We start from the raw sequence: 15,936 nt of genomic DNA, 5'->3' as shown, positions 1-15,936 counted from the left end.
TTCTATTTTAATTGATTAATTTTTTCAAAAGACGCGTTAATTCCTTTAATTAAAGAGGAGCTTAAACCTTGGTGTTCCATCTCGTTTAAACCCTCGATAGTACAACCACTTGGTGTTGTAACACGATCTATTTCTTCCTCAGGATGTCTTCCAGATTCCAACAATAAACTCACAGCACCATAACAGGTTTGCAACGCCAATTCATGCGCTTCTTTAGCTTCAAAACCCAGTTGGATGGCACCTTGCGAAGTTGCACGCACCAAACGCATCCAAAAGGCAATACCACTAGCACAAATAACTGTTGCGGCCTGTATTTGTTCTTCTGGAATGACCATCGTTGTTCCAAGCAAATCAAAAATACCTTTAGCAAAATCCATCTTCGCAATCCCTTTCGAATTTCCTGCCAAACAGGTCATAGATTTTCCAATAGAAATCGCGGTATTGGGCATCACACGAATAATCGTTTTGTCGCTACCAATACACTTTTCAATTCTAGAAATTTCAACACCTGCTGCAACAGACATTATCACGTGATTGCTTGTAATTTTCGATGCCACACTTTCTAAGACACCATTAATATGCTTAGGCTGAAGGGCAAAAATTACCACATCGCTATTTATTACCGCCAGCGTATTATCGTTTGTAACAGTAACATTTTTAACGTCTTTATACGCATCAACTTGTATCGTATTTCTATCACTTAAATACAAGGTTGTAAACGATTTGCTACCAATAAGCCCTTTTGCAATCGAGCTTCCTAAATTTCCTGTACCTATTATGGCTATTTTCATAATTACAATAAGCCCCTTCTTCCCCGATAACTATCGGGACTCCCCAAGGGGGAGGAATAAAGCACTTTTATTTTAAGTTATTAAATTTTTCACTTACTCACTTGTGTTTCCTCTTCTTTGGAAAAGGATCTTATTCATATTATTTCACACCGTCAACGTTTTGTGCCACAAACCATTCCTCCCCTTCGGGGAAGCTAGGTGGGCTCTAGAAATACGTCGCTTTTAATCCTAATCCAGTCGTTTCTTCTAAACCAAACATTAAATTCATATTTTGAACTGCCTGTCCAGAAGCACCTTTTAATAAATTATCAATAGTACTTGTAATTAATAATTTACCATTGTGTTTGAGTAAATGCACCAAACATTTATTGGTGTTCACTACCTGTTTCATATGTAAAAACTCATCAGATACAAACGTAAATTTAGCGTCTTTATAAAAAGAGGTGTAAATTTCTTTTGCTTCTTCAACAGAACCTTCAAAATCGGTATAAATAGTTGCAAAAATCCCTCTAGAAAAATTACCCCTATTTGGCATAAAAATAATTTCCGAAGAAAAATCGTTTTGTAATTGATTTACCGACTGATTTATCTCCCCTAAATGCTGATGCGTAAACGGTTTGTAATACGAAAAATTATTATCTCTCCAAGTATAATGCGTGGTTGCAGACAATGATGTTCCTGCTCCCGTTGCTCCTGTTACCGCATTGATATGCACATCTTTATTCAACAATCCTTCGTCTGCCAAAGGCAATAACCCTAATTGAATGGCAGTTGCAAAACATCCTGGATTTGCAATATATTTAGCGGACTTTATGTCGTCTCTTTGTAATTCCGGTAAACCATACACAAATGTTTTTCCGTTAAAAACCTTATCAGCTTCTAATCTAAAATCGTTTCCTAAATCGATAATTTTTGTAGGGTCCGAAAATGAATTCGCAGATAAAAATTTAACCGAATTACCATGACCTAAACACAAAAACAATACGTCAACATCTGGATTTACTGTATCGGTAAATTTCAAATCTAAACTTCCCACTAAATCTTGATGCACTTTACTAATCTTGTTTCCAGCATTGCTTGTGCTGAACACAAAATCGATTTCAGTATTTGGATGATTGATTAACAACCTGATTAATTCTCCTGCCGTGTAACCTGCACCACCTATTATTCCTGCTTTTATGTTTTTCATTTTGATATTTTTTTCAGACCCTTCAGGTTTCTAAAACCTGAAGGATCTTTATGAAGTTTAACTTTTTTTAAACCCAGTCCCCAAACCTCGGGATTCAATCCCGAAGCGTCGGGACTGACAGGCCTTAAACACGCATTATGAGTTCACTTGTCTATATATTTTATTTTGATTTCCTAGAATTTTAATAAACCCTTTAGCATCATCCGCTGTCCACGCTTTGTTTTCCTCACCATAAGTACTAAACTTACTCGACATTAAATCATGCTTAGAAACAATCCCGTCTAAAGAAAAGTGATATGGTTTTAAACTCACAACAACATCTCCAGAAACCATTTTTTGGGAACTCTGTAAAAAAGCTTCAATATCCCGCATTACCGGGTCTAAATACTGGCCTTCATGCAAATGCATCCCATAGAAACTAGATACATATTCTTTATGTTGTAATTGCCATTTTGTTAAGGTATGCTTCTCTAATAAATGATGCGCTTTTACAGTAATTAACGCAGCAGCAGCCTCAAAACCAACACGCCCTTTGGTACCGACAATGGTATCTCCAACATGAATATCTCTACCAATGGCATATTTAGAAGCCATATCATTTAGGGTTTCAATATTTATTTGAGGAGCATTTTCTTTGCCATTTAAAGCAGTAAATTCACCATTTTTGAAAGTTAAAGTCACTTTTTCTTCACCATCTTTTTCTAATTGTGATGGATATGCTTCACTAGGTAATGGTTTTTCAGATTCTAAAGTTTCAACACCTCCAACACTTGTGCCCCAAAGTCCTTTGTTTACGGAATATTTTGATTTTTCCCAAGGCATATCAATACCTTCAGATTTCAAATAGTCTATTTCTTCTTGTCTTGTTAATTTCTGGTCTCTAATCGGTGTGATAATTTTAATCCCTGGCGCCAATGTTTGAAATATCATATCAAAACGTACTTGGTCGTTTCCTGCACCTGTACTGCCATGAGCAATATATTCGGCACCTATGCTTTTTGCATATTCAATGATTTCGATGGCTTGAATGATACGTTCGGCACTTACGGAAAGTGGATACGTACTATTTTTTAATACATTTCCAAATATCAAATACTTTACTACTTTTTGGTAAAACGTAGCAATTGCATCAATATTTTTATAGGTTGAAACGCCCATTTTATAAGCGTTACTTTCTATATGTTTTATTTCTTCATCTGTAAATCCTCCTGTGTTCACACTTACGGCATGAACATCATATTCCTTTGATAAACTTACTGCGCAATACGAGGTATCCAAACCGCCACTATATGCTATTACTAATTTTTTCATTTCACTATATTTTTGTCATTTCCGCGAAGGCGGTAATCTACTTTTTATCTTTTTTCAGAAACATGGTTTCCTTAATATGTTTTAATCTTTTAAAGACTTTATCTTTTATTTTTTTTGCTTCGGAATTATTTATCGCTTTCGGGTCGTAAAGCATGCCTGTACACAAACACATTTTTCGATTGGTACGGGTCAACACATCATAGTTTTTACAGGTTTGGCAGCCATCCCAAAATGTTGGGTCATCTGTTAATTCTGAAAAAGGAACAGGTTTATAGCCCAAATCCGTATTCATTTTCATAACCGCAAAACCGGTGGTAATACTAAAGACCTTAGCATCTGGAAATTTCTTTCTAGAATGCGCAAATACCTTATGCTTTATTTGTTTTGCAAGTCCAGCCCCTCTATAATCTGGATGGACAATCAGACCTGAATTGGCAACATACTTACCGTGTCCCCATCTCTCAATGTAACAAAATCCAGCAAATTTATCACCATCTAAAGCAATAACGGCATTGCCATTTTCCATTTTAGTTGAAATATATTCTGGGGTACGTTTAGCAATACCAGTACCTCTTACCGCTGCAGATTCCGCAATGGTTTCACAGATAATTTCTGCGTATTTTATATGTGATGTATCAGCTATTACAACCTTCATATCTTAGTTTGTATTGAATGTCTATTACTTTTCTATTTTTTTAGTTGCTGAACTGGACGCACCTAGTTCAATAAAATTAAACACACCCTTGCGGGCGACGTGGAAAAATACAGCGCATGGGATTATTGTCAATTAACAAATTAACTCTCTTTTGATATACTATGAAAAAAATTTTGGACACTATGAAAAAATTAAAATTACGTACTTATTTTGCTTTAAATGAAGATTAAAAGCGGCGACGGGGGTTGCTTGCGGGCAACCTGCGGAACACGTAACGTATTTTATTTTTTAAATTTTCCATGGTGTAAAACTAAGGCTTTATTTTATAAACGCCTAAAAATGATATGGTTTTTGAGAAAAATTGTGTAAATCTCGCTTTTTCCAAGGTTTTGTTTTAAAAAATTTAAAAATTACAAGTTTTGATAAAAAAATACATGACACATCTCTTGAAATTTCAAACAATTACCCTAAACAATCATCAGTTTAGAGTTTAAGAAACTTGTTTTATAATTTTTTCGATGTTTTCTATATCACTCAAATTAACAAGTTTGGTGTTTTTGATAAATAGATTATCATTATGAAGCTCAACCTCTAGACCTTTTTCATTTTTAAAACTTTCAATTATTGGTTTTATAAGAATAAAACTCAAGCTTTTTTTAAACGTAAAGCACTCGTAATTTTGCAATTTTATTTCATCATCGTTCCTTAATAAATCCAGAAACTTCTCAGAAGATGTCTTTTCCCGAAACAGGTAATGTCCGTTTATATTTTTAATATTAACCCAAAACATCACATGAGATTCAGCATAATCAATTTGATAGTGATTATTCCCATGTAACTCAGGAACAGGAAGAAAGACTATTCCTTTCTCAAATTTAAATGGATTTGAATAAGACCAATCATCATAACTGTTTAAAATTTTAGTCTCTTTTATAACGTTAAACTGAATTTCAGACAGTTCAATTTTCATGTAATTTCTACTCCCTTTCAAATAGTTTAAAGCAATATGGGCAATTTTCTCATCCTCGGTAGGTAGTTTATCAATATCTTTTTCAGAAACAGTATTAAACTCATTATCATGTGCAACCCAATATCCAGACTCAGCTTGTTCCAATGTTAATTTAGCACCTGTTTCTGGGTCAATAATATATTCGTCTGCTAAACTTTTTTTGAGTTTCTCCTCATACTCTCTTTCACTTTTAGTTTTGTAAGTAAAAGCTAAGCGAATTAAAAGTATAAAAATCGTGAATACAAGAACCGCAATGATAATATCAAAAATATCTCCCAATAGTTAGAAATTTAATTTTTCTATTTATTACTTAATTTCTCGAACCCAAATATTCCTATAACTCACAGGGCTATCATGGTCTTGTAACACAATTGGTCCTTTGCCATGAGGTTTGTTTTTGGGCCAACCAATATATTCGGTTGTCCCTTTTATTTCGAAATGATCTTGAACCAACACACCATTGTGCATCACCGTTATGGTGGCTGATTTAGTTTTTTCGCCTTCGTCATTAAATTCTGGCGCATGGTAAATAATATCGTAAGTATTCCACTCCCCTGTTGGAACTGAGGCTTTTGCCAACGGAACGGATTGTTTATAAACCGACCCAACCTGCCCGTTTACATAAGTATCATTGTCATTGTTATCCAAAATTTGCACCTCGTATTTTCCTTGAAGAAACACGCCGCTATTGCCACGGTTTTGCCCGTCTCCTTTTATATGCTCAGGAGATTTCCATTCCAGATGAAGCTGTACAGAACCAAACTTCTTTTTAGTTTGAATAGTTGCATTAATGCTATCATCGGCACGATGGACAATCATACTTTTTTCCTGTTCATTTAAAATCCACGTTGCTTCAGCCTTATCTTTAGAGCGCACCCATTCCTCCAAACTAGTGCCATCAAACAATACAATAGCATCACTAGGCACTCCGTTTTGTCCCGTTGGATTTACTGTTGGCGGTACTGGTTCGTAGAATTCGGTTTCTTCTGGAGTTGTTGGCTCTACTAACACTTCATCTGTCTGATCTTTTGAAATCTCTTTTGATTCTTTTTGCTTTTGATTACAGGAAAAAAGCGAAAGGCCTATTAACAAAATTAAAATTCTTTTCATTTGTAGTTCAGTTTAAATTCCCAAAATTGATTTCAAATGCCCTTCATCAATATCTCCACCTGCAAAATCATCAAAACTGCGTTCTGCCGCTTCAATAATATGTTTTTGAATGAATGGGGCACCTTCTCTTGCGCCTTGTTCGGATGATTTTATACAACATTCCCATTCCATAACCGCCCAAACATCACAGTCATACTTCGTTAGTTTTGAAAAAATGCTTTTAAAATCTACTTGTCCGTCGCCCAAAGATCTAAAACGTCCTGCACGATCTTTCCAATCGGAATAACCGCCGTAAACTCCTTGTTTTCCGGTCGGATTAAATTCTGCATCTTTTACATGAAATGCTTTAATCCTTTCGTGATAATAATCTATAAACGTCAAATAATCTAAATGTTGTAACACAAAATGACTAGGGTCGTACAATATATTTGCTCGCTTATGGTTTCCTGTAGCTTCTAAAAAACGCTCAAATGAAATCCCATCGTGTAAATCTTCGCCCGGATGGATTTCATAACACACATCAACCCCTTTTTCATCAAAATGATTTAAAATCGGTGTCCATCGTTTTGCTAATTCCGCAAAGCCCATTTCTACCAATCCGTTTGGTCGCTGTGGCCAAGGATATACGGTGTGCCACATCAACGCTCCTGAAAACGTTGCATGGGATTTCAACCCTAATCTTGCACTTGCAGTTCCTGATTTCTTAACAAAATCTATCGCCCATTCCGTTCTTGCTTTTGGATTTTTTCTAACATGCTCTGGTGCAAAACCATCAAACATGGTATCGTAAGCTGGATTTACTGCTACCAATTGCCCCTGTAAATGGGTCGATAATTCGGTAATTTCCAAGCCGTACGAGTTTACTTTTCCTTTTAGTTCATCACAATAGGTCTGGCTTTCGGCAGCTTTTTCAATATCAATCAAATTCGTTTCCCATGTTGGGATTTGTATGCCTTTATACCCTAAATCGGCAGCCCATTTGCACATCCCATCTAACGAATTGAATGGTGCTTCGCTTCCTGCAAATTGTGCCAAAAATACTGCTGGCCCTTTTAATGTTTTCATAATCTCTACCTAACTAAAAGCCCTCCTAACCTCCCCATGGGGGAGAAACTGAGTACTTTAATATTATACTTTATTTTTATAGATTCCCGATGTCTCGGTAACGCCAATTTTATTTTGAGACCTGTCAGGTTTTAAAAACCTGACAGGTCTGGATTCTGTTTTTAAATTTTTGTCCACGCTGAATTATTGGAATCACTTTCAACCGCAGCATAAATAAATTTCATACCTCGGATGCCGTCTTCAACTGTTGGGTAATCTAGTTTTTCTATGGTTTCACCATTATTAATGGCAGATAAATGTGTTGCGAATTTTTTGTAAATCGTCGCAAATGCTTCTAAATACCCTTCTGGATGACCTGCTGGAATTCTGGAAACTTCCAACGCTTCTTCATGTAAACCATTACCATTTGGGGTGAATATTTTTTTAGGTGCTTCCAACCAACGTGTTATTAATTCATTCGGGTTTTCTTGATGCCATTCCAAACTTCCTTTGGTGCCATACACTTTAATTGCCAAATTATTTTCTTCGCCTAAAGCAATTTGCGAAATAGAAATACTGCCCTTTGCACCATTCTCCATACGTATCAGCATATTGCCATCATCATCCAAAATGCGACCTTCCCCAAATTTTCCTAAATCGGCAGCAATTTCTTCTATTTTTAAACCTGTGATGTATTCTATTAAATTTTCAGCATGTGTTCCGATATCCCCTAAAGCACCGCCAATTCCAGATTTTTTGGGATCAATTCTCCAAGCGGCTTGTTTTTGTCCTGTTTTTTCCAAAGAGGTGGACAACCAACCTTGAAGATATTGTGCTTGTATTTTTCTGATTTTCCCCAATTCTCCTTTGGCGACCATGGCTTTCGCTTGTTTTACCATGGAATTGCCTGTATAATTGTGGGTCAATGCAAATAGTTTTCCACTTTTTTCAACTATATTCTGAAGTGCTTCTGCTTCTTCCAAAGTCAACGCTACCGGTTTATCACATACCACATGAAAGCCATTTTCCAAAGCCATTTTTGCTGGCGGAAAGTGCATATGATTTGGCGTTACAATCGCTACAAAATCCATTCGGATGGCTTCAGGCAATTCTTTTTCCTTTTGAATCATCTCTTCAAAAGTACCATAACATCTACTTTCTTCTAAATTTAAGGTTATTCCTGATGCAATGGATTTTTCCGCGGTACTGCTAAATGCACCACACACCAATTCAATCATGCCATCAATTGCCGCTGCTCTTCTATGGACATCTCCAATGAATGAGCCGGTGCCTCCACCAACCATTCCCATTCTTAATTTTCTACTCATAGTTTATTAGGCTTCTGAAATTTTGTATTGTTTTCTCATATAAATATGTAATCCTAAAAATGCCACAATTAAAATTGCAGGCAAAATAGACATAGTTCTTAACGCTTCCGAAGCACTTGCATTATCCATGAGGTTTCCCATAATTGGCAATACAATTGATACTGAGAACATGCCTGCGCCTCCCATTACTGAGAGTCCGAGTGCGCCAGTTTCCGGCAAATATTCGGCTACAAACCCTAACATGGTTGGCCAAAAGAATGTAACCCCAATGGCAAAAACTGCTGCTGCAACAAAGGTCATCCCGCCACTAGTAACCGTAAGCATCCATAAACCGATAAATGTAAAAATAGCAGAATATAACAACATACCCGAAGGTTTTAGTTTATGGACTACTTGACCAGCAGATAACCTACCCAACGCCATGATACCATTTATAAATGCGAGTACCAACAACGGCGCAGAAACCGATTCTTTAAGAAGCGATTCGATACGTTGTGTTGTCCCCAATTCTGAAGCAGCGGTCAAAAACATGCAAGCAACCATGAATAAAAATAGTGGTTTTAAAACACTTGAAAACATCTTTTTATTGCTAATGCCCAACTGAACACGTTCTGTAACAGGAATTTTTTGACCAAAAAACAGCAGCCCATAAATAACCAATGGAATGAATAATGTGCCTACCATAATTTCCCAACTTAAGCCCAAAACGTCCATAATTAACCAGCCTAAAATGGCGCCAATTACAATGCCTCCAGGAAACCATACATGAAATCTATTCAGCATTTTGGTTTTTTGATTGGGATACATTGAGGCTATCATAGGGTTTAGCGCGGCTTCCACAAAACCGTTACCAATACCTATAAATAAAGTGGCTATAAAAAGAGACGTCATAGAATCTGCCATAAGTGTTAACACAATACCAATAGCATGGGTTAAAAACGCCATCCACGTTATTTTTTTAATCCCCAACAAATCAACCAGCGGCCCTCCAATAATCATGGCTATGGTAAACCCAAAAAAAGCAGGCGCAAAAGCATAGCCTATTTGTTCGAGTGTAAGCCCTACGCCCTCTGGCCCAAAAACTGTTTCTAAACGTGCGCGGATAGCAAACGTCATTGCGGTAGTAATTAAGGCTAAACAACTGGCTAGAAATAATCTATTTTTATTTATCTGTTCCATGTATATTTTGGTTTGGTTAGTTTGTGTTAAGACAGTTGTTTGCCTACTTTTAGGAGCAAATCCCTTGTCGCTTTTACCCCTGCTTCCTCTGATATGCCGTGGCCTTCAAATTCAATCCCTACGAAACCCTTATAGCCAACATCTTTTACCATTTTCATCATACGGTGGTAATCTATTGTGGTTTCGTTGCCTTCATTATCAAATTCATAAGATTTTGCACTTACCGCTTTTGCAAACGGCAATAATTCTTGCATGCCTTTATACTTGTCATAGGCTTCTACACACTTACGATCTTTATCTTTTTTAATACAGAAATTTCCAAAATCCGGTAATGTGCCACAGTTGTCATGTTCCACTTTTGAAAACACATCGGTCATCCATTCGCCGTTTGAAGAAAAACCACCATGATTTTCAACCAAGATATTAATATTTGAACCTTTCGCAAATTCTGCTAATTTTTCTAAAGAGTCAACAGCAGATTTTACGGCTTCCTCTTTTTCATGTCCACCAGCCAAATTCACACGAATAGCATGACAGCCTAAAAAATGTGCCGCTTCCACCCATTTGTGATGATTTTCAATCGCTTTCAATCGCTTTGAAGTATCTGCATCAGCTAGATTCCCCTCGCCATCTATCATAATCAACACATTTTGCTGACCTTCAGAATTGGCACGGGTTTTCATGTCTTTTAAATAGGACATGTCTTTTGCCTTGTCCTTAAAAAACCCATTCACATATTCGACACCTTCACAACCCATACTTCTGGATTTTGCAGCAAAATCTAAGTTATCCATTTTTCCACTTTGTATAGCCCTGTGAAAAGACCACTCAGCAAGAGAAATCCTGAAGAACAATTCTCCCGATTTTTCAATAGTTTCAAGTACATCCTGTTTCGATATCTTTTTCTCTTTTGAATCTTTACAAGCATAAAGTCCTAAAGCCGATAATGCCAAACTAGTTTGGGAAGTTTTTACAATAAAATCTCTACGCTTCATAAAAGTTGTCTCTTTTGTTATTAAAATTGAAATAAATAAGGAAATAAAATCTATAATGTTTATTCTACTGAAAGAATTTAAACATTTCTCAACTGCAAAATAGTTAATTTTCCATTTATTATAAAAATTTTTATTATTTTCTGCATTATTAATAAAAATAAACCTTAATCTTTATTAAATTCTTGTTTAACTTTTTTATAAAAAAATGAATACTAATCCAATTATAGAATCTTCAGAATTATATGATGCCATAGTAATTGGCACAGGCATTTCTGGAGGATGGGCAGCAAAAGAACTTTGTGAAAAAGGGCTAAAAACCTTGGTTTTGGAGCGTGGTAGAATGGTAAAACATGGCGACTACCCCACAATGCACATGGATCCGTGGGATTTTGAATTGCGGGGAGACCCATCAGCAGAAGACTTAAAAAGACAACACAAACAAAGCAGAACAGGCTATACAACCGATGCTGCCAGTAAACATTGGTTTGTAGATGATATAAAACATCCTTACAATGAGACCAAACGTTTTGATTGGATGCGAGGCTATCATGTTGGCGGACGCTCCATTATGTGGGGCAAACATAGTTACAGGTTGAGTGATTTAGATTTTGAAGCCAATAAAAAAGATGGACACGGTGTGGATTGGCCCATCCGCTATAAAGATATTGAACCTTGGTACAGTTATGTTGAATCTTATATTGGCGTATGCGGAGAAAACCTTGGGCTACCGCAATTACCAGACGGGATTTTTTCGCCTCCAATGCCATTGAATTGTGTTGAAGCTTATCTTAGAAAAAGTATTGCAAAATATTATGATGATCGTGTTGTTACATATGGACGGGTGGCACACATTACTGGCGACAAAACCCATGAGGGCAGAAGTGTTTGTCAGCACAGGAACAGATGTATAAGAGGTTGTCCGTTTGGCGCTTATTTTAGCAGTAATTCTTCTACCTTACCCGCTGCGGAACGTACAGGAAACATGACACTTCGTCCGTTTTCTATAGTACATGAAATTATTTATGATGATACTTTGAAAAAAGCAACTGGTGTTAGAGTCATTGATGCTGAAACCAAAGAGAAATTGGTATTTAATGCTAAAGTCATCTTTTGTTGTGCTTCGGCAATGGCATCAACTTCTATTTTATTGCAATCTAAATCGGAGCGTTTTCCTAATGGACTTGGCAATGATTCGGGTGAATTGGGGCATAATATCATGGACCATCATTTAGGTGCAGGAGCCTCGGGTAAAATTTCTGGCTTTGAGGACAACTATTTTAAAGGACGAATTCCTGGAGGGGTTTATCTTCCGAGATTCAGAAATTTAGGCGATAAAAAATCTGAAAGAAAAGATTTTATACGAGGTTATGGCTATCAAGGGGGCGCTAGTAGGAATGATTATGATGAACCCATTGCAGAATTAGGTTATGGTAAAGAATTAAAAGAACGTATTTTGAAACCCGGTGAATGGCGTTTGGGTTTAGGAGGTTTTGGGGAATGTTTACCTAACCACGATAATAAAATGACGTTGGATTATAATAAACTTGACGAATGGGGTTTACCGACCATCACGTTTGATGCGGAATGGAAAGCCAACGAATATGCCATGCGAAAAGACATGATTGCCCAAGCGGTAGAAATGTTGGAAAAATCTGGCTTTACCGATATTAAGGAACGTAATGATGTGCATGCGCCAGGTATTGGCATCCACGAAATGGGCACTGCAAGAATGGGGCGCGACCCCAAAACATCGGTGTTAAATAAGCATAACCAAATTCATACCGTGCCTAATGTATATGTAACAGATGGTGCTTGCATGACCTCATCGGCGTGTACCAATCCGTCGCTAACCTATATGGCATTAACAGCCAGAGCCGCAGAACACGCTGCAAAACAAATTAAAAACAGTTAATTATGAACAGAAGAGACGCACTTAAAAACATAAGTTTAGGAGTTGGATACACCCTTGCTGCCCCCAGTATTTTGAGTTTACTGCAAAGCTGCAAAAGCGACGTTGAAGCCTGGGTGCCCATATTTCTATCGCTTGAAGAAGGTGTTGTGCTTAAAAATTTGGTAGATCTTATACTGCCAAAAACCGAAGACACACCGGGCGCATTGGAAGTTAACGTTCCAGAATTTATAGATTTATTTATGGCTAAAGGAGAAAATGAAGAGCATCAGGCTGAACTTAGAGCAGGTTTCGCAAGTATCATGACTGCTTTAAATATACCGGAAGAAGATCCTTCAAAATTAAAAACCGAAGATTATGATGCGCTTTTGGCTAAATATTTAAAAGCAGATAAAACGCAACTAGAAAAATTCAAAACATCGGAAACCGACAAGCTTATTTTTGAAACACTCAATTATATCCGAGGTAAATCTATTTGGGCATACAAAACAAGTGAATTTGTCGGCGAAAAAGTATTGGCTTACGACCCAATTCCCGGGCCTGCAAAAGGTTGCATTACCGTTGAAGAAGCCACAGGCGGAAAAGCATGGTCATTATAACATTCAAAACAAATTATGAGAAAACTATTTAAAATACTCACGCTTGCTTTATTAGTTTCAGTAACGATAAATTGCAAAAACAAAGCGGAAAAAGATACAGTTATTGAAGCACCTAAAGAAGAATGGGTACCATTGTTCAACGGTAAAAATTTAGACAATTGGATTGTTAAAATAAAAGGCTATCCTGCAAATGAAAACTACAACAACACCTTTATAGTTGAAGATGGTGTTATGAAAGTGAACTATGATGGGTACGATGGGAAATTCAATAATTCTTTTGGACACATTTATTATAAAAAGCCGTTTTCAAATTATAAATTCAGAATGGATTATCGCTTTACAGGAGAACAAATTGCCGATGGCGCAGCTTGGGCAACCAGAAATAGCGGTATTATGATTCATTGTGAAAACCCAATGAAAATTGGTTTAGATCAAAATTTCCCAGTTTCTATTGAAGTGCAATTATTGGGCGGCAATGGTACAGACGAACGCCCCACAGCAAATTTATGTACCCCAGGCACCCATGTTGAAATGGACGGCGAACTTAAAACTGAACATTGCATAAGTTCTTCTTCTAAAACATTTCATGGCGAACAATGGGTCAATGTCGAAATTGAAGTTAGAAACGATTCCATCATCAAACATTTTATAAATGGCGAGGAAGTGATGCGTTATTTCAAACCGCAATATGGTGGTTCTGTAGATTATAATGAAGACTTCTGGAAAGCGAAAGAAGGTACTCCCGTAACGTCTGGATTTATTTCTCTACAAAGTGAAAGTCATCCTGTGGAATTTAAAAATATTGAGATTTTAGAGTTGTAAAACATTTGAAAAATTTGAGAAGAGCGTTCCAAATACTATTTATTTTACTGATTTCAGTTTCTTGTTCGAATCCAAAAAAAGAAATCATTACTGAAAACAGGACTCTTTTTATTTTTGACTTGGATTCTATAAAACAAACCGAAAACTATAAACTGACAATTGAAATTAGAGATACTTTAACTAAATACAATTATCAAAATTTGGGTGACGAAAGTAAAAATATGAATGTGTTTTACATTCCAAAAACTAAAACATTAAAATTTGCATTATGGAAATATATTCCAAAAAAAGGCGGGGGTTTTAAGGCACTCTCACTTTCAAGTACAGAATTCGTGAATTACGAAATGCAAGAAGCAGAAACTGACGGAACTGGACCTATTTTATTTAACCCTGAATATGGCATTTTAGGAATTGGTAATGTAATGGCTCCGAATTTTGTTTATTTAAAAAATCAATCAGATATAAAAATTTTGGATAAAATAATTGACAAATTAACTGAATAAAGAAACGTTTTACGACGTGCAAAACATTACAATTGAAAAGACGATCATTTTTAAAAAAAGGAACTACCGCAGCTTCATTAGTAGCGCTTGGAGTCCATAATCTTTATGCAACTTCAACATCTGAAACCATTTTAAAATCGGGACATGATTTTAGAATGAACTTTGCACCACATTTGGGGATGTTTCAACACCATGCCGGCAAGGATCCGATAGATCAGTTAAATTTTATGGCAGATCAAGGTTTTACAGCTTTTGAGGATAATAACATGAAGAAAAGAAGCATTGACACTCAAAAAGCCATGGCAAAAACCATGACCGATAGAAATATCACAATGGGCGTTTTTGTAGCACATACCATCAATTGGAAAGCACCTACATTAACTACGGGAAACAGCAATTTACGCAATGCCTTTTTAGATGAAATAAAAGCATCTGTTGAAGTTGCAAAACGCGTTAATGCAAAATGGATGACGGTTGTCCCAGGTTTTGTTGACATGAAACAAGACATGAACTACCAAACCGAACATGTAATTGAAACCCTAAAACAAGCTTCCGCAATTTTAGAACCTCATAATTTAATTATGGTTTTAGAGCCACTTAATTTCTACAATCATCCTGGGTTGTTTTTAAGCGAATCGCCTCAGGCTTATCAGATTTGTAAAGCGGTAGATTCGCCTTCCTGTAAAATTTTATTCGATATTTACCATCAACAAATTCAAGAAGGGAATTTAATTCCGAATATTGATGCCTGTTGGAATGAAATCGCTTATTTCCAAATTGGCGACAATCCTGGAAGAAACGAGCCTACTACTGGCGAAATCAATTACAAAAACATCTTCAAACATATTCACGACAAAGGATTTAATGGTGTTTTAGGTATGGAACATGGCAATTCTATTGAAGGCAAAGAAGGCGAATTAGCCATAATTAATGCTTATAAAGCAACTTCAAATTTTTAAATTATTCCTTCTAAAATCAGAGAATTAAGCCGATGAGGACAACAGATTTTAAAAGCAAAACCATGAAAATAATAAACTATGCGTTATTCTTTTTATTCGTCGTTTTTGCCATTATTCAATTAAATGACCCCGACGGCATTTTATGGTTTTCGATATACTTTTTAGTTGCTTTAATTCATTTAATTTCAAATTTTAAAGCCATTTCTAAATTCATTTTAATTAGTGTTATTATTGGATTGTTAATATATTCCGCATTTCACTTTTCGCTATTTATAGAGTATATGCAAACCGAAAACAAGGAAGAAATTTTTGGCGAAATGGTTTATAAAAAACCCTATTTGGAAGGTACTCGCGAATTTCTCGGTTTATTTATTGCCGCTTTTAGTGTTTTATATCAATTAAAAAAAACTAGCAAACCTTAAATTTAAAAGTGACTTTCCTTTTTGCTGGATTTTAATTTTCTCAACTATTTTAACTTACTTTGTATAAATTTCTAATTGATAAATTTTAGTAGATTATAAAAATAGTTTAAC

The 15,936-nt window shown here is 36.1% G+C and carries 16 protein-coding genes; 6 read left to right on the top strand and 10 right to left on the bottom strand.

Annotation, left to right across the window (positions count from 1 at the left end):
• Window positions 1-2: 2 nt before the first annotated feature.
• From proC to ABXQ82_RS09645, 10 genes are all read right to left on the bottom strand, one after another.
• Window positions 3-791, bottom strand: a complete 789-nt coding sequence (gene proC / locus ABXQ82_RS09690) for a pyrroline-5-carboxylate reductase (RefSeq protein ID WP_367058455.1) — start codon at window positions 789-791, stop codon at window positions 3-5.
• A gap of 205 nt (window positions 792-996) precedes the next feature.
• On the bottom strand, window positions 997-1,980 hold the full coding sequence (argC, locus tag ABXQ82_RS09685; protein WP_367058452.1) for an N-acetyl-gamma-glutamyl-phosphate reductase: 984 nt from the start codon (window positions 1,978-1,980) through the stop codon (window positions 997-999).
• Between the two features lie 135 nt (window positions 1,981-2,115).
• The gene (locus ABXQ82_RS09680; RefSeq protein WP_367058449.1) at window positions 2,116-3,291 is read right to left on the bottom strand and encodes an argininosuccinate synthase domain-containing protein; all 1,176 of its coding nucleotides are present in this window, start codon (window positions 3,289-3,291) and stop codon (window positions 2,116-2,118) included.
• Between the two features lie 37 nt (window positions 3,292-3,328).
• Window positions 3,329-3,946, bottom strand: a complete 618-nt coding sequence (locus ABXQ82_RS09675; protein WP_367058446.1) for a GNAT family N-acetyltransferase — start codon at window positions 3,944-3,946, stop codon at window positions 3,329-3,331.
• A 490-nt stretch (window positions 3,947-4,436) separates the two neighbouring features.
• Window positions 4,437-5,234: a hypothetical protein gene (locus ABXQ82_RS09670; RefSeq protein ID WP_367058443.1), complete on the bottom strand. Its 798-nt coding sequence runs from the start codon at window positions 5,232-5,234 to the stop codon at window positions 4,437-4,439.
• Window positions 5,235-5,261: 27 nt separating this feature from the next.
• Window positions 5,262-6,065 (bottom strand): DUF1080 domain-containing protein, encoded by an 804-nt coding sequence (locus tag ABXQ82_RS09665; protein WP_367058440.1) that lies wholly within the window; start codon window positions 6,063-6,065, stop codon window positions 5,262-5,264.
• 12 nt (window positions 6,066-6,077) lie between these two features.
• Window positions 6,078-7,130, bottom strand: a complete 1,053-nt coding sequence (locus ABXQ82_RS09660; protein ID WP_367058437.1) for a sugar phosphate isomerase/epimerase — start codon at window positions 7,128-7,130, stop codon at window positions 6,078-6,080.
• 161 nt (window positions 7,131-7,291) lie between these two features.
• Window positions 7,292-8,437, bottom strand: coding sequence for a Gfo/Idh/MocA family oxidoreductase (locus ABXQ82_RS09655; RefSeq protein WP_367058434.1), 1,146 nt, complete (start codon window positions 8,435-8,437; stop codon window positions 7,292-7,294).
• A 6-nt stretch (window positions 8,438-8,443) separates the two neighbouring features.
• A complete protein-coding gene (locus ABXQ82_RS09650) occupies window positions 8,444-9,616 on the bottom strand; it encodes an MFS transporter (protein WP_367058431.1) in 1,173 nt (390 codons plus the stop codon).
• Between the two features lie 26 nt (window positions 9,617-9,642).
• Window positions 9,643-10,611 carry a sugar phosphate isomerase/epimerase family protein gene (locus tag ABXQ82_RS09645; RefSeq protein WP_367058428.1) on the bottom strand — a complete coding sequence of 323 codons (969 nt, stop codon included), beginning with the start codon at window positions 10,609-10,611 and terminating at the stop codon, window positions 9,643-9,645.
• A 205-nt stretch (window positions 10,612-10,816) separates the two neighbouring features.
• On the opposite strand from ABXQ82_RS09645, the gene ABXQ82_RS09640 reads away from it, so the two are divergent.
• The 6 genes from ABXQ82_RS09640 (at window position 10,817) to ABXQ82_RS09615 (ending at window position 15,825) form a co-directional block, all read left to right on the top strand.
• Window positions 10,817-12,523 carry a GMC family oxidoreductase gene (locus ABXQ82_RS09640; protein ID WP_367058425.1) on the top strand — a complete coding sequence of 569 codons (1,707 nt, stop codon included), beginning with the start codon at window positions 10,817-10,819 and terminating at the stop codon, window positions 12,521-12,523.
• 2 nt (window positions 12,524-12,525) lie between these two features.
• The gene (locus tag ABXQ82_RS09635; protein WP_367058422.1) at window positions 12,526-13,119 is read left to right on the top strand and encodes a gluconate 2-dehydrogenase subunit 3 family protein; all 594 of its coding nucleotides are present in this window, start codon (window positions 12,526-12,528) and stop codon (window positions 13,117-13,119) included.
• A gap of 15 nt (window positions 13,120-13,134) precedes the next feature.
• The gene (locus tag ABXQ82_RS09630; protein ID WP_367058419.1) at window positions 13,135-13,941 is read left to right on the top strand and encodes a DUF1080 domain-containing protein; all 807 of its coding nucleotides are present in this window, start codon (window positions 13,135-13,137) and stop codon (window positions 13,939-13,941) included.
• Window positions 13,942-13,955: 14 nt separating this feature from the next.
• Window positions 13,956-14,444: a hypothetical protein gene (locus tag ABXQ82_RS09625; protein WP_367058416.1), complete on the top strand. Its 489-nt coding sequence runs from the start codon at window positions 13,956-13,958 to the stop codon at window positions 14,442-14,444.
• Between the two features lie 32 nt (window positions 14,445-14,476).
• Entirely contained in the window at window positions 14,477-15,403 is a 927-nt protein-coding gene (locus ABXQ82_RS09620; protein ID WP_367058413.1) for a TIM barrel protein, read from the top strand.
• Window positions 15,404-15,465: 62 nt separating this feature from the next.
• Complete coding sequence (locus ABXQ82_RS09615; RefSeq protein WP_367058410.1) at window positions 15,466-15,825, top strand: transmembrane 220 family protein; 360 nt, start codon at window positions 15,466-15,468, stop codon at window positions 15,823-15,825.
• Window positions 15,826-15,936: the final 111 nt, after the last annotated feature.

The sequence above is a fragment of the Algibacter sp. 2305UL17-15 genome, from assembly GCF_040720935.1.
Taxonomy (GTDB): domain Bacteria; phylum Bacteroidota; class Bacteroidia; order Flavobacteriales; family Flavobacteriaceae; genus Jejuia.
This window is presented reverse-complemented; position numbering and strand designations above follow the sequence as displayed.

Bases quoted from the DNA above. Each gene is read 5' to 3' on its own strand.
- proC (WP_367058455.1), bottom strand. From the start codon at position 791: ATGAAAATAGCCATAATAGGTACAGGAAATTTAGGAAGCTCGATTGCA.
- ABXQ82_RS09635 (WP_367058422.1), top strand. From the start codon at position 12,526: ATGAACAGAAGAGACGCACTTAAAAACATAAGTTTAGGAGTTGGATAC.
- argC (WP_367058452.1), bottom strand. From the start codon at position 1,980: ATGAAAAACATAAAAGCAGGAATAATAGGTGGTGCAGGTTACACGGCA.
- ABXQ82_RS09630 (WP_367058419.1), top strand. From the start codon at position 13,135: ATGAGAAAACTATTTAAAATACTCACGCTTGCTTTATTAGTTTCAGTA.
- ABXQ82_RS09640 (WP_367058425.1), top strand. From the start codon at position 10,817: ATGAATACTAATCCAATTATAGAATCTTCAGAATTATATGATGCCATA.
- ABXQ82_RS09655 (WP_367058434.1), bottom strand. From the start codon at position 8,437: ATGAGTAGAAAATTAAGAATGGGAATGGTTGGTGGAGGCACCGGCTCA.
- ABXQ82_RS09615 (WP_367058410.1), top strand. From the start codon at position 15,466: ATGAAAATAATAAACTATGCGTTATTCTTTTTATTCGTCGTTTTTGCC.
- ABXQ82_RS09675 (WP_367058446.1), bottom strand. From the start codon at position 3,946: ATGAAGGTTGTAATAGCTGATACATCACATATAAAATACGCAGAAATT.
- ABXQ82_RS09645 (WP_367058428.1), bottom strand. From the start codon at position 10,611: ATGAAGCGTAGAGATTTTATTGTAAAAACTTCCCAAACTAGTTTGGCA.
- ABXQ82_RS09660 (WP_367058437.1), bottom strand. From the start codon at position 7,130: ATGAAAACATTAAAAGGGCCAGCAGTATTTTTGGCACAATTTGCAGGA.
- ABXQ82_RS09665 (WP_367058440.1), bottom strand. From the start codon at position 6,065: ATGAAAAGAATTTTAATTTTGTTAATAGGCCTTTCGCTTTTTTCCTGT.
- ABXQ82_RS09680 (WP_367058449.1), bottom strand. From the start codon at position 3,291: ATGAAAAAATTAGTAATAGCATATAGTGGCGGTTTGGATACCTCGTAT.
- ABXQ82_RS09650 (WP_367058431.1), bottom strand. From the start codon at position 9,616: ATGGAACAGATAAATAAAAATAGATTATTTCTAGCCAGTTGTTTAGCC.